Below are 13,058 nucleotides of genomic sequence, written 5' to 3'. Positions count from 1 at the left end.
TTTATCTCACTGTATTCGTCACAAAAATTACTCGTCACAAAAGAGGTTTCGGTATGGTTCGTTTAGCGGCCTTTGATATGGACGGCACTCTGTTGATGCCTAACCATCAGGTTGGGGCTGAAACCTTGGGTGCGCTGCATCGCTTGTCTGAAAATCAGATTGCGCTGACGTTTGCAACGGGGCGGCATTTTCTCGAAGTGCGTACTATCGCGCGTCGATTAGGTCTACAGGGCTACATGATTACCGGCAATGGCACGCGGATACACGATCGCGAGGGTAATAATTTATTTTCCAGCGACTTGGTGCCAGAAATTGCGCTTGAGGTTTTGCATTCGCATTGGGAAACTCCCGCCTCGGTTCACGTTTTTAGAGATGACGGTTGGTTGACCTCAGTTGAGTACCCTGAGCTCTTAGCCCCGCATGTGGAAAATGGTTTTGGCTATCAAATTACGCCGCTGCGTGCTCTACCGGCTTATGGCATAAGTAAAATCTGTTTTTGTGGCGATCACGATGCTTTAACGATTTTACAAACACGCCTGCGCCTGCATTTTGGCCAGGCTGTTGATCTGTGTTTTTCGGCCTACGATTGCTTAGAAGTTTTGCCCGCAGGAACTAACAAAGGCTCTGCGCTCAGCCATTTATGCAACCATCTAGATATCGATCTTGCTGATTGTATGGCGTTTGGTGATGCGATGAATGACAGAGAAATGCTGGGCATGGTCGGAAAAGGTTACATCATGGGTAATGCGTTGCCGCAGCTCAAAGCCAGCCTGCCGCACTTAGAGATTATTGGTCATTGCCAGCAGCAGGCGGTGGCACAACAGTTAAACAATTGGCTGAGTTCACCAAAAAAACCTCACCATTCCCCCGAATAACGAGGATTCTTTTACAGCCGCCGGGCCTACACATAGTGTGTATAGCCCGGTTTTTTATTTCTGCTTTAGGCAGAATGGGTAAGCTACATCGCTTCCAACTGTTGGGTGTATTGGCTTAAGTCGCCAATATTCGTTTTCACCCAATCAGGATCATAGTAGGTGTCTAAATAACGTTCACCGCTGTCGCAGAGCGGGGTAACGATAGCGCCTTGTTCGCCGCGATCGCGCATTTGACGTGCCAGCGTTAATGCTCCCCACATGTTTGTTCCTGTCGAAGCCCCGACTTTGCGGCCTAATACCTTCTGCAACCAATGGATGGTGGCGATGCTAGCGGCATCTGGAACACGCATCATGCTATCGATGGCCTCAGGGATAAATGAGGGTTCAGCACGTGGTCGTCCGATACCTTCGATTTTGCTGCCACAGGTGCCCGTAATGGTGCGGTCTTTTTGCAAATAGCTATCCATAAACACCGAGTTTTCAGGATCCACCACCATCAGATGAGTCGGGTGCCCTTGGTAACGAATATAACGGCCTAAGGTTGCGGACGTGCCGCCGGTGCCTGCGCTCATGACGATATAAGCGGGAACCGGATGCGGTTCTCGTTCCATCTGGCGGAATATGCTATCGGCAATATTATTGTTGCCACGCCAGTCGGTTGCTCGTTCAGCGTTGGTGAACTGATCCATGTAATGGCCGTTTAATTCTTTGGCTAATTGCTCTGACGCTGCATAAATCTGGCTGGCGCTGTCAACAAAATGGCAGCGTCCGCCATAGAACTCGATCTGTTCGACTTTTTTACGTGCGGTGCATGAAGGCATCACGGCGATAAACGGCAAATTCAGCAGTCGAGCGAAATAGGCCTCGGACACGGCGGTGCTGCCTGAAGACGCTTCGATAATCGTGGTGTCTTCTTTAATCCAACCGTTACATAGCCCATACAAAAAGAGTGAGCGGGCTAGACGATGTTTCAGGCTGCCGGTTGGATGTGTGCTCTCATCTTTCAGATACAAATAGATGCCGGGAAAGGTAGGAAGATTTAGACGAATAAGGTGTGTGTCTGCCGAACGTTGAAAATCGGCTTCGATCTCGCTGATAGCGTGCTTTACCCAAGCGTTGTTCATGATAATGGCCTATGTGAGTCAGTCTGAACGTATGGGATAAGACTATCGGATTTTGCAGAAAAAGAAGTTGCTATATAGACTTCATATTGGCCTAATAAGAGAAAATATTTCTCCATAAGTGATATATGTTAGATAAAACAGACCGAAAACTGTTGGAGCTCTTACAGCGCGACTGCACTCAGTCGTTGCAGGTGTTGGCCGATGCGGTCAACCTGACCTCTACGCCCTGCTGGAAACGCCTAAAACGCCTAGAAGATGAGGGCTATATCGTTGGGCGTGTAGCGCTGCTAGACAAAGATAAACTTGGCCTTGGTCTGACCGCGTTTGTTATGATCAAAACTCAGCATCACAGCAGTGAGTGGTATCATCATTTTGTGCAGCAGGTTGAGCACATGCCTGAAATCCTTGCGTTTTATCGTATGGCTGGAGAGTACGATTATTTAATGCAGGTACAGGTTGCGGATATGAAAAGCTACGATGCGTTTTATAAGCGATTGGTGAATGCGGTGAAAGGCTTAAGTGACGTCACTTCCAGTTTTGCGATGGAACAAATCAAAAGCACCACGTTTTTGCCCGTGGGTGAATAAAGCACGCAAAATTTACCCATCACGCGGTTACCTAAGTTTCCTATCGGTGTTATCCTAGTGCTGTTTATATATACAGCATTTAAAATCAAAGCCCACAGCGGGCTATGGAATAAAAATACGTGAGATTATTTGCCCAACTAGGCTGGTATTTTCGTCGTGAATGGCGGCGATATCTGGGAGCCGTACTTTTATTAGTCGTTATCGCTATTTTGCAACTGGTGCCGCCGCGCATTGTTGGCATCGTGATTGACGGCGTGTCAAAACAGCATATGCCAGCTTCAACGCTGGCATTTTGGATTGGTATTTTACTGCTTGTCGCAGTGGTGGTGTATCTGCTGCGTTATGTGTGGCGAGTGCTGCTCTTCGGCGCATCCTATTTGCTGGCCGTTGAACTGCGTGAAAAATATTATCGTCAGCTCAGTAATCAAGCCCCTTCATTTTATCACCGCCACCGCACCGGCGATTTAATTGCCAGAGCGACCAACGACGTCGATCGCGTTGTTTTTGCCGCGGGGGAAGGCGTATTGACGCTGGTGGACTCGCTGGTTATGGGCTTGGCGGTGCTGTTTGTGATGAGCACCCAAATTAGCTGGGAGCTAACGCTGCTGTCTCTTATTCCGATGCCGATTATGGCTCTGGTGATTAAGCATCAAGGCGCGCAGTTGCACTCGCGGTTTAAGTCTGCACAGGCGGCTTTCTCCATGCTCAACGATCAGGCTCAAGAGAGCTTGACCAGCATTCGCATGATTAAATCCTTTGGTCTAGAAAATCATCAGTCGAAGCGCTTTGCCGATGTCGCAGCAGAAGCAGGTGCCCGTAATATGCACGTGGCTAAAGTCGATGCGCGCTTTAACCCGACCATTTTTATCGCGATTGGCTGTGCCAACTTATTGGCGATTGGCGGCGGTGGGGTGATGGTCATTCATGGTCACCTAACGTTAGGGCAATTGACCAGCTTTGTGATGTATCTGGGCTTAATGATTTGGCCTATGCTGGCATTAGCGTGGATGTTTAACATCGTAGAACGTGGTAGTGCGGCCTATAGCCGTATTCGCAGCATGCTGTCTGAACCGTCAACGGTTCAAGACGGCGAACGCTCGTTGCCTCAGGGGCGAGGTGTGCTCAGCGTGGATGTTGAGCGTTTCGCCTATAGCGAAGGGACTAATCCCGTACTGCATAACATCCAGTTCAATCTCGCGCCGGGTCAGATGCTAGGCCTATGTGGGCCAACGGGGGCGGGTAAAAGCGCATTACTCTCATTGATTCAGCGACAGTTTGATCCCGACCAAGGGGAAGTGTGTTTCCACGGCATCTCTTTGCGTGAACTTCGTCTAGATGAATGGCGCGCTCGCCTTGCCGTTGTGAGCCAAACACCTTTCCTGTTCTCGGATTCTGTTGCCATGAATATTGCATTAGGTAAACCTGATGCAACACAGGAAGACATTGAACGCGTGGCTAAGCTGGCCAGCGTGCATGAGGATATTCTGCGCTTGCCTGAAGGCTATCAAACCGAAGTGGGAGAGCGCGGCGTGATGCTGTCCGGTGGGCAAAAGCAGCGCATCTCTATTGCTCGCGCATTGTTACTGGATGCAGAAATTTTGATTCTTGACGATGCGCTATCGGCGGTAGATGGCCGTACTGAATACCAAATTCTGCATAATCTGCGCGAATGGGGAGAGAATCGAACGGTGATTATCAGCGCGCATCGCCTTTCTGCGCTGACAGAAGCCAGCGAGATCCTCGTTCTGCAGCAAGGCGCTGTCGCTCAGCGTGGCTTGCACAGTGAGCTGAGTCAACAGCGTGGTTGGTATCGTGATATGCACCGCTTCCAGCAAATTGAAGCTCAGCTTGATGAGCCAGACTCGCAGATTCAGGAGCCAGATAATGCGTAATATCAAACAACTCTGGCCGACTCTGAAACGCCTGCTCGCCTATGGTGGCCCTTATAAAAAACCGTTAGCCATTGCCGTGGTGATGCTGTGGGTGGCCGCGGCTGCGGAAGTTTGTGGCCCGATTATCATCAGCTACTTCATCGATAACGTGGTTGCCAAAGGCGATCTCAGACTTGGGTTGGTGACAGGCTTAGCGCTGTTATATCTGCTGCTTGAGTTTACCGCAGCGGGTTTGCAGTATGCGCAGGCCTTACTGTTCAACCGTGCGGCGGTTGGGGTCGTGCAACAGCTACGTACAGACGTTATGGATGCTGCGCTGCGTCAGCCTTTATCAGCCTTTGATAACCAGCCTGTTGGGCAGCTTATCTCGCGAGTGACCAACGACACCGAAGTGATTAAAGATCTTTATGTCACGGTGGTGGCGACGGTGCTGAAAAGCGCGGCGCTGATTGGTGCGATGCTGGTGGCCATGTTTACCCTTGATTGGCGAATGGCGCTGATTTCTATCTGTATTTTCCCCGCCGTATTTGTGGTGATGGCCGTTTACCAGCACTACAGCACGCCGGTGGTACGCCGTGTTCGTAGCTACCTTGCCGATATCAATGATGGTTTTAACGAAGTGATCAACGGCATGGGGGTTATCCAACAGTTCCGCCAGCAGGCGCGCTTTGGTGAAAAAATGGGGGAGGTTAGCCGCTCTCATTATCAGGCGCGTATGCAGACATTGCGTTTGGAAGGCTTTTTACTGCGTCCGTTGCTGAGCCTTTTCTCTGCCATGATCCTCTGTGGGCTGTTAATGCTGTTTGGCTTCAGCGCCGAAGGCTCGATTGGCGTGGGCGTGCTTTATGCTTTCATTAACTATTTAGGCCGTCTGAATGAGCCTTTGATTGAGCTCACCAGCCAACAGTCCATGATGCAGCAGGCCGTTGTTGCCGGAGAGCGCATTTTCGAGTTGATGGATGATGCCCAGCAGAATTACGGCGGCGATATACAGCCTTTGCAGAGCGGGCGCGTTGATGTTAACAACGTGACTTTCGCCTATCGGGAAGGTCGCCCTGTTTTGCAGGATATCAATCTGCACATTGCATCACGCGGATTTGTGGCTTTAGTCGGGCATACCGGCAGCGGTAAATCGACGCTGGCTAACTTGCTGATGGGCTACTATCTGGTTAATCAGGGCGAGATCTGCATTGATGGTCGTCCGATCCCTACGCTGAGCCATCAGGTTTTGCGCGAAGGCGTAGCAATGGTTCAGCAGGATCCTGTGGTGATGGCAGAGTCGGTTATGCATAACGTAACGCTTGGCCGTGATATCAGCGAAGCTCAGGTTTGGAAAGCACTGGAGGACGTGCAGCTTGCAGCGCTGGTCAGAAGCTGGCCGCAGGGTATTCAAACCCAGCTGGGTGAACAGGGAAATAATCTGTCCGTGGGGCAAAAACAGCTGTTAGCAATGGCGCGTGTGCTGGTTCAGGCTCCTCAAATTCTTATTCTGGATGAGGCTACGGCTAATATCGATTCCGGTACCGAGCAGGCAATTCAGAAAGCGCTCAATGTGATTCGCCAACAAACAACCTTGATTGTTATTGCTCATCGATTGTCGACCATCGTAGATGCTGACTCTATTCTGGTCTTGCACCGAGGACAGGCAGTGGAACAAGGTTCGCATCACGAGCTACTGGCTAAGCAGGGACGTTACTACCAAATGCACCAGCTGCAATTAGTAGGAGAAGCGTTAGCGGCTGGGTTGCATCAAGAATCGCCGACAATCTAAATATTTTCCGCAGCTAAAAAGCCGGTTGTTATGCCACGAATGCATAGCACCGGCTTTTTGATTTCTACTGCGTTCATTATGGCAATCCAGCCTGTGCATTTGCAGTGCATAGTCGCCTAGAATTGTGTAAAAAAAATGCACCGTGTTTTTCCCGATTGCACGCTATTGGTGCGTTTTTGAGAAATACCTCACGTTTTATCTGCGGTAACCGAGTCCCTCTTTCCCTAAAACCAGCATTTTCTTCTATCAACTAGCCTTATGCAAAGTTGGCATAGCCTTTGCTCATATCAATGCGTAGACGAAATTATTCGGAGTCATGTGAGGAGAGGTCGTATGAAGCTTGTAACCGTGGTGATTAAGCCGTTCAAACTGGAAGACGTACGTGAAGCCCTTTCCTCTGTTGGGATCCAGGGATTGACCGTTACCGAGGTGAAGGGATTTGGCCGCCAGAAAGGCCACGCCGAGTTATACCGTGGGGCAGAGTACAACGTGAATTTCTTGCCCAAAGTAAAAATTGATGTGGCGATTGCTGACGATCAGCTCGATGAGGTGATCGATGTCATCAGCAAATCAGCCTATACCGGAAAAATTGGCGACGGGAAAATCTTTGTTGCCGAACTACAGCGCGTTATTCGCATTCGTACCGGTGAAACCGACGAAGCGGCTCTGTAATTAATAACTCACACAGATAGGGATGGATTAATGATGAAAACACGCTTATCCACTTTAGCTCTGGGGAGTGCTTTATTACTACCCGGTGCCGCCATGGCCGCAACGCCAGCCGTAGCAGATAAGGCTGATAACGCCTTTATGATGATTTGTACTGCGCTCGTTCTGTTTATGACCATCCCCGGTATTGGCCTATTTTACGGTGGATTATTACGCTCCAAAAACGTGCTGTCATTGATGACGCAGGTGATGGTGACGTTTGCCGCCATCTGCGTGCTGTGGATTGTCTATGGCTACTCTTTGGCATTTGGTTCCGGTAACGCCATTTTTGGCAACCTAGATGAAGTGATGCTGAAAGGGATTGGGCTAACCGATTTAACCGGCTCATTCTACAAGATGATCCACGTTGCGTTTCAGGGCTCATTCGCCTGTATTACTGTTGGTCTGATTGTGGGCTCGTTTGCAGAACGTATTCGCTTTTCGGCGGTGCTAATTTTTGCCGTGCTGTGGTTCACGATCTCTTATATTCCGATGGCTCATATGGTGTGGGGCGGTGGATATTTAGCGGCAGACGGAGCGCTGGACTTTGCGGGTGGGACGGTTGTGCATATTAATGCGGCGATTGCAGGTTTGGTTGGTGCGTATCTGTTAGGTAAGCGTGCAGGATTTGGCAAAGAAGCCTTCAAGCCTCATAACCTACCGATGGTCTTTATGGGAACTGCGATTCTGTATATCGGTTGGTTTGGCTTTAACGCAGGCTCGGCAAGTGCAGCGAATGAAATTGCCGCGCTGGCCTTTGTGAATACGGTGGTAGCGACGGCAGGGGCGATTCTGTCTTGGGTATTAGCTGAGTGGATGACGCGCGGAAAGCCGTCTCTGCTGGGCGCGTGCTCAGGTTGTATCGCTGGGCTTGTTGCGGTGACGCCTGCCGCGGGCACCGTTGGTGTAGGAGGCGCGCTGTTGCTCGGCCTGATTGCGGGTGTTGCTGGGCTGTGGGGCGTGGTTATGCTGAAACGCTGGTTGAAGGTGGATGATACCTGTGACGTATTCGGTGTACATGGCGTGTGCGGTATCGTGGGATGTTTAGCCACGGGGATCCTAACCGCAACGTCATTAGGAGGAACCGGCTATGCCGAAGGGGTGACCATGGGCCATCAGTTAGGCGTGCAGGCACTGAGCGTTGTGGTCTGTATCGTTTGGTCTGGCGTGGCTGCGTTAATTGCCTTTAAGATTGCTGATGTTTGTGTAGGCCTGCGTGTGCCGGAAGAACAAGAGCGCGAAGGTCTGGACGTCAATAGCCACGGTGAGAACGCGTACAACCAATAGTTTTCTTCTTCATCGTGCAATTGCAGATGCGAAAAGGGCGGAGAAATCCGCCCTTTTGTTGTATGGATGGTATTCGGATTTTACGAACGCTGGCGGATCACGCCTTCCTGAACCGTAGAGGCAATCAGTTCACCCGCACGGTTGTAGAATTGCCCTCGTACAAAACCGCGAGCGCCAGACGCAGAGGTGCTCTCAACCGCATAAAGCAACCACTCATCCAAGCGGAACGGGCGATGGAACCACATTGAATGGTCAATCGTTGCGACCTGCATGCCTGGCTCTAAGAACCCTTTACCGTGTGGCTGTAAGGCGGTTGGCAGGAAATTGAAATCGGACGCATATCCTAGCAAATACTGATGAATGCGTGGGTCGTCAGGCATTTCGCCATTGGCTTTGAACCAAACGTTACGGATAGGTTCTTCTATTTTGCCCATCAAAGGGTTATGGAAACTCACCGGACGCATTTCCAACGGTTTTTCGCAGGTAAATTTTTCACGCACGGATTCAGGGATGAGGTGCGACATGCTGCTGGCAATTTCAGATTCAGATTTTAATGATTCAGGCGCTGGTACATCGGGCATCACGTTCTGATGTTCGAAACCCGGTTCGGCAGTTTGGAAAGAGGCCGTCATGTAGAAAATAGGTTTACCGTGTTGCACCGCCTTTACCCTGCGCGCGCTGAAACTATTACCGTCACGCAGATTTTCAACGTCATAGATTATCGGCTGGCTGCTATCGCCGGGGCGGAGGAAATAGCTGTGAAAGGAGTGAATATTGCGTTCTAAAGGCACCGTTTGTTTTGCGGCATAGAGCGCTTGACCAACCACCTGACCGCCAAAAACTTGACGTAAGCCAAGATCTTCACTCTGCCCGCGATAGATCCCTTCTTCGATTTTTTCCAGATCTAACAGATCGAGTAAATTTTTTAATGCCTGACTCATGAGTGAGATCCTAATTAACCAGTGTTGAAAACAGGAGCAAAGCCCCCAACTGCATTATCAATTATGGCAGAACTTATCACAAAACTATTTAAGGGGTCGCCATCGTTTCTAGGGTTCAATTATCTGAAAATGTTAATGTAAAGTAGATAAAACTGGAAAACTCAGCGCTTTGTGCCATGCTTATCAGGTATCTTAGTTTAAGAAACTATTTTAAGAGGCTCGTGTCGGTTGCTCAATATGCTTTTGTAGATAGGCATTCGACAACAAAAATAAAAGGAAGGAGACCGAACTTATGAAACTCTGGAAAATTGTAGGTGGTGTACTGATGACCGCAACGGTTGCTGGCTGTTCTTCAAATGCCGCTGATGTCCCAACGCCTGCACCGGGTAATCAAGTGACTGCAGATGCGTCGCAGATTAGCGGCCCAGCGGTGCGCGGTAGCGTGAATATTCGTCAGCGTATCGCTCTGCCACCAAATGCGGAAGTTACGGTCACCTTAGCCGATGTTTCTCTGGCGGATGCGCCTGCTCGCGTGCTGTCACAGAAAGTGTTCCGCACCGATGGCAAACAGCCACCTTATAACTTTGTTCTGCCGTTCAATCCTCAGGATATTCAACCAAACCAGCGCATTAACCTGAGCGCGGCAATTAAAGTCGACGGTCGCTTAGTGTTCATCACTGATACGCTGAATGAAGTGGTGAATAACAACGCGGGTACGCAGAAAGATCTGGTCTTGGTGCCTGTTTCTGCTGATGGTGCTGCCACCGTGCTGAGTGAAAAAAAGAAGGTTGAAGGAACATCACCTTTCTAATATTCGTTTAGGCGATATGAAAAACCTGCCCACTGTGGCAGGTTTTTTTATGGCTGCGATGGATCCCATCCATAAAGAGCCAAATCGATAACGCCGCTCGCGTTGAAGGTGATGCCTTCATCTTGCAGAGCAGTGCGTTGGCGCGTGTAGTCAGGGCCAACTAGAGAGATGTTGCCGCTGCGATTGACGACGCGATACCAGGGAATGGATGAGCCCTTAGGGAGCTTGCGTAAAATACCACCGACCTGCCGTGCCGCGCGTGAAGACCCCGCAAGGCGAGCTATTTGCCCATATGTTGCCACTTTTCCATAGGGGATGGCGTGAATTGACATCAAAACACGTTGGCGAAAGTTATCTTCAGGCACCGATGGGATATCGTTTGGCATAAGGCATTGAAATTCAAAATGAGTGGCTCATGGTATGAACGCAGTTTGCCATAAGGGGCTGATGGATAAAATGATTGTTTAATAAAACGACGTTCGGCAGCCTTAGCCTTGCTTTTCGCCGAGTCATCACTGATAATGCCCCCGCACTGAAGTGATGCATGACGTTATGCATTAGTCATTCAGTCGCTCATCAATGGAGGCCCTGTTGGTTCTCCCGCAACGCTAACTTGTGAACTCGGTCAGATCCGGAAGGAAGCAGCCGCAGCAGGCGACGTGTGTGCCGGGATGTAGCTGGCAGGGCCTCCACCCATTTAAACCCTCTCTGTTTTCTTAGCTTTAAACCATTCAACACTTTCACCCTTAGCGATCTATTTTCAAACCCTTGGTGTTGCCTACCCGTCACCGTTTTATTGCAACAGAAATAAGCAATAGCGAGAAAAGTTGTATATATTCTTTCTATTGGATGTATTGATGAGGTTGTCATGATGAAAAAGGGGTTACTGACGATAGTGCTGTTTTTATGCAGCGTATCAGCACATGCAAAAGCGCCTTTGGGCAAAGATATCGATGATTCCTTGGAACGCTGTAAAAATGTGGCCTCTGCGACACAAGCTATTTCTAGCTGTTACCAGACTGCCATGAAAGCGTGGGATGCCGAGTTAAATAATCAATATAAGTTATTACTCAAAGATCAATCAGTGCCTGCTCAGGAAAAACTAAAAATTGCGCAAAGAGGGTGGGTTAAATATAAAGATGATTACTTTCTAGCGATAAATGCGTTTTACCAACAAGAGCAGGGGACCGTGTGGGGGCTGGTTGCGGCTGAAACCAAACTCAATGTGATTAAAGAAAAAGCTATTGACCTAGATAGATTGCGTCGTAGTACGAACTTATCGGGTGAATAGAGCAAGCAAAGGCCAGCGTATATAAGCGTTATTGGCCTTTACTGTTTTTTCTTTCTGGCTGCAGAAACAGTAGCACCTAATGTAAGATGCAAAAATACAAATGGAAAACCACAGATGATTAATCCAATTGATAAAAGTGTTTATTAATCGTTAAGCAATAAATAAAGGTAATTTCTTAGGTGATAATTTAGGTTAACTATTTAGCGAACATACTTCCAAACTTCAGCAGGGATCTTATCATACAGTTTGTTCATGGTGAGTTCGGCCAAACGATGGTCGGCGGCTGAGTAGAAAGTTTCTAGCTCGTCGTCGGAGAGCTCGTATTTGTTTTTTTCAATGACACGCTCTAAAGTTTCTAACGTTGTACACTTGCGTAAGCGCATAAGGTAATCAATTTTAGTCATAAGAACTCCTGATCTAAGGTTAAAAGTTCAACGCGGATGCTGGTTTTTCACCCGCTAAATAACGCAAAATACGGCCTTTTACTTTAAGCCATTTTTTTAGTTCTGGTTCGTTTATGCTGTAATTACTAAACAGACTGTAAGTTTCGTCAAGATACTCATCTAATATTTCAGTTAATTCTGAACTCTTTGGATACTTAATCTTGAACGTTAAACCGAACGTTGCGATATGTTCGTTTAATTCATTGAGTTGCAGATTAGCTACAGCAGTTGGGTCATTAACCCAGCCATGATGGCTATCACTCAGAACTTCCATTCCCTGATTATACAGCATATTACAAAGGTATTTCAGTTCAGTTATATCGTGCTGATAAGACGTGTACTCATCCATATCATGCCTCCATCTTGCTCAACGTTGTCTCAACGAATTAGTCTATGTTGTCGTGAAGCACAACAATAAACATCAAAAGCAGTGTACAACCATCAGCATTACTAAAGGCCGCAGCATCATAGCAAAAGCACATCTAGATTGGCGATAATTTGTGTTAATAAGTATTTAATTAAGACGCTTCGCGTGTTTTTTAAACACTTTTCAGAAAACTCTAAAGCAAATCATCCTTGCGATTCTAAAGGTGTTTAACTAATTAAGCATAGGGTAATGACTTGAAGATAATTATCTCTTTATGATTATTGCACAAATAGGCATCTAACCAAGGGAATTTTACCTTTTATTACGCAGTGTTTATGTGTCTTGGTGTGCTGACGAAGTGTTAGAAAGCTGATTTGTTTTTTTTCAATATGTTGGATGTAAGATTGGGCATAACGCAGAGTAAACAGGATAACGAGTTCAAGAGGTAGTAGCAGCCCCACGATTTGGGGCTGTGGTGAGTTAAAAGGTTTATATTCAGCGTTTTTTCTTTCCTCCCTGCACGGCTTTGAAGCGTGGGTTTGACTTACAAATAACGAATATGCGGCCATGACGTTTAACGATTTTACAATCTGGGTGGCGCTTTTTTGCGGATCGTAATGAGCTTAAGACTTGCATTAGTTGGCCTCTACGGTTTTTTTCTTCGTCATAAAGTGACCGAAACGTTGCTGGAATTTGGCTGCGCTGCCTTCTTTAGAAAACTCTTTCTGCTTACCTGTGTAATACGGATGGGAAGCGGAAGAGACATCTAGCGTGACATACGGATAACTTACCCCATCCAACTCGATAGAACGGTCGGATTGGATCGTTGAACCGATTTTGTAATAGGCGTCTGCCGTTGTGTCGTGAAAAACCACGGTGCGATAGTTTGGATGGATATTGGCTTTCATTTTTCTGCTCTTTATTGATGTTATAACATAACAATTATTATGCGACGCATTTT

The 13,058-nt window shown here is 48.0% G+C and carries 15 protein-coding genes and 1 other RNA gene; 9 read left to right on the top strand and 7 right to left on the bottom strand.

Annotated elements, in window-relative coordinates:
- Positions 1-53 precede the first annotated feature (53 nt).
- A complete protein-coding gene (gene cof, locus RSC70_RS03820) occupies positions 54-875 on the top strand; it encodes an HMP-PP phosphatase (protein WP_332541735.1) in 822 nt (273 codons plus the stop codon).
- An 83-nt stretch (positions 876-958) separates the two neighbouring features.
- On the opposite strand, the gene RSC70_RS03815 is transcribed toward cof, so the two are convergent.
- Positions 959-1,999 carry a PLP-dependent cysteine synthase family protein gene (locus tag RSC70_RS03815; protein WP_332541734.1) on the bottom strand — a complete coding sequence of 347 codons (1,041 nt, stop codon included), beginning with the start codon at positions 1,997-1,999 and terminating at the stop codon, positions 959-961.
- 125 nt (positions 2,000-2,124) lie between these two features.
- Here RSC70_RS03815 and RSC70_RS03810 point away from each other — a divergent pair, with 125 nt between their 5' ends.
- The 5 genes from RSC70_RS03810 to amtB all read left to right on the top strand — a co-directional run bounded on the left by RSC70_RS03810 (position 2,125) and on the right by amtB (position 8,244).
- Positions 2,125-2,586 carry an Lrp/AsnC family transcriptional regulator gene (locus RSC70_RS03810; RefSeq protein WP_025799970.1) on the top strand — a complete coding sequence of 154 codons (462 nt, stop codon included), beginning with the start codon at positions 2,125-2,127 and terminating at the stop codon, positions 2,584-2,586.
- A gap of 119 nt (positions 2,587-2,705) precedes the next feature.
- Positions 2,706-4,478 carry a SmdA family multidrug ABC transporter permease/ATP-binding protein gene (locus RSC70_RS03805; protein ID WP_130970864.1) on the top strand — a complete coding sequence of 591 codons (1,773 nt, stop codon included), beginning with the start codon at positions 2,706-2,708 and terminating at the stop codon, positions 4,476-4,478.
- Positions 4,471-6,249, top strand: coding sequence for a SmdB family multidrug efflux ABC transporter permease/ATP-binding protein (locus tag RSC70_RS03800; RefSeq protein WP_332541732.1), 1,779 nt, complete (start codon positions 4,471-4,473; stop codon positions 6,247-6,249). The genes RSC70_RS03805 and RSC70_RS03800 overlap by 8 nt, the downstream gene beginning before the upstream one ends.
- A 333-nt stretch (positions 6,250-6,582) precedes the next feature.
- Positions 6,583-6,921 (top strand): P-II family nitrogen regulator, encoded by a 339-nt coding sequence (glnK, locus tag RSC70_RS03795; RefSeq protein ID WP_004091732.1) that lies wholly within the window; start codon positions 6,583-6,585, stop codon positions 6,919-6,921.
- 33 nt (positions 6,922-6,954) lie between these two features.
- A complete protein-coding gene (amtB, locus tag RSC70_RS03790) occupies positions 6,955-8,244 on the top strand; it encodes an ammonium transporter AmtB (protein ID WP_040044393.1) in 1,290 nt (429 codons plus the stop codon).
- A gap of 80 nt (positions 8,245-8,324) precedes the next feature.
- Here amtB and tesB read toward each other — a convergent pair whose 3' ends face one another.
- Positions 8,325-9,185: an acyl-CoA thioesterase II gene (gene tesB / locus RSC70_RS03785; RefSeq protein WP_282813892.1), complete on the bottom strand. Its 861-nt coding sequence runs from the start codon at positions 9,183-9,185 to the stop codon at positions 8,325-8,327.
- Between the two features lie 292 nt (positions 9,186-9,477).
- Here tesB and RSC70_RS03780 point away from each other — a divergent pair, with 292 nt between their 5' ends.
- Positions 9,478-9,996 (top strand): YbaY family lipoprotein, encoded by a 519-nt coding sequence (locus RSC70_RS03780; protein ID WP_025799960.1) that lies wholly within the window; start codon positions 9,478-9,480, stop codon positions 9,994-9,996.
- Positions 9,997-10,043: 47 nt separating this feature from the next.
- On the opposite strand, the gene RSC70_RS03775 is transcribed toward RSC70_RS03780, so the two are convergent.
- The gene (locus RSC70_RS03775; RefSeq protein WP_304186216.1) at positions 10,044-10,382 is read right to left on the bottom strand and encodes an MGMT family protein; all 339 of its coding nucleotides are present in this window, start codon (positions 10,380-10,382) and stop codon (positions 10,044-10,046) included.
- A 203-nt stretch (positions 10,383-10,585) separates the two neighbouring features.
- On the opposite strand from RSC70_RS03775, the gene ffs reads away from it, so the two are divergent.
- Positions 10,586-10,682: signal recognition particle sRNA small type (ffs, locus tag RSC70_RS03770), an RNA gene on the top strand.
- Between the two features lie 182 nt (positions 10,683-10,864).
- Positions 10,865-11,287, top strand: a complete 423-nt coding sequence (locus RSC70_RS03765; protein WP_282806857.1) for a lysozyme inhibitor LprI family protein — start codon at positions 10,865-10,867, stop codon at positions 11,285-11,287.
- 200 nt (positions 11,288-11,487) lie between these two features.
- Here the strand turns inward: RSC70_RS03765 and RSC70_RS03760 are convergent, their stop codons facing one another.
- The 4 genes from RSC70_RS03760 to RSC70_RS03745 form a co-directional block, all read right to left on the bottom strand.
- A complete protein-coding gene (locus tag RSC70_RS03760) occupies positions 11,488-11,691 on the bottom strand; it encodes an HHA domain-containing protein (protein ID WP_025799954.1) in 204 nt (67 codons plus the stop codon).
- A 19-nt stretch (positions 11,692-11,710) separates the two neighbouring features.
- Complete coding sequence (gene tomB / locus RSC70_RS03755; protein ID WP_025799952.1) at positions 11,711-12,079, bottom strand: Hha toxicity modulator TomB; 369 nt, start codon at positions 12,077-12,079, stop codon at positions 11,711-11,713.
- Positions 12,080-12,592: 513 nt separating this feature from the next.
- A complete protein-coding gene (ykgO, locus tag RSC70_RS03750) occupies positions 12,593-12,733 on the bottom strand; it encodes a type B 50S ribosomal protein L36 (protein WP_004091741.1) in 141 nt (46 codons plus the stop codon).
- Positions 12,733-13,005 carry a type B 50S ribosomal protein L31 gene (locus RSC70_RS03745; protein ID WP_025799950.1) on the bottom strand — a complete coding sequence of 91 codons (273 nt, stop codon included), beginning with the start codon at positions 13,003-13,005 and terminating at the stop codon, positions 12,733-12,735. The genes ykgO and RSC70_RS03745 overlap by 1 nt, the downstream gene beginning before the upstream one ends.
- Positions 13,006-13,058: the final 53 nt, after the last annotated feature.

This window comes from Hafnia sp. (assembly GCF_036648275.1).
Classification (GTDB): domain Bacteria; phylum Pseudomonadota; class Gammaproteobacteria; order Enterobacterales; family Enterobacteriaceae; genus Hafnia; species Hafnia alvei.
The sequence above is the reverse complement of the archived record's forward strand: the minus strand, read 5'-3'. Positions and strand labels throughout refer to the sequence as shown.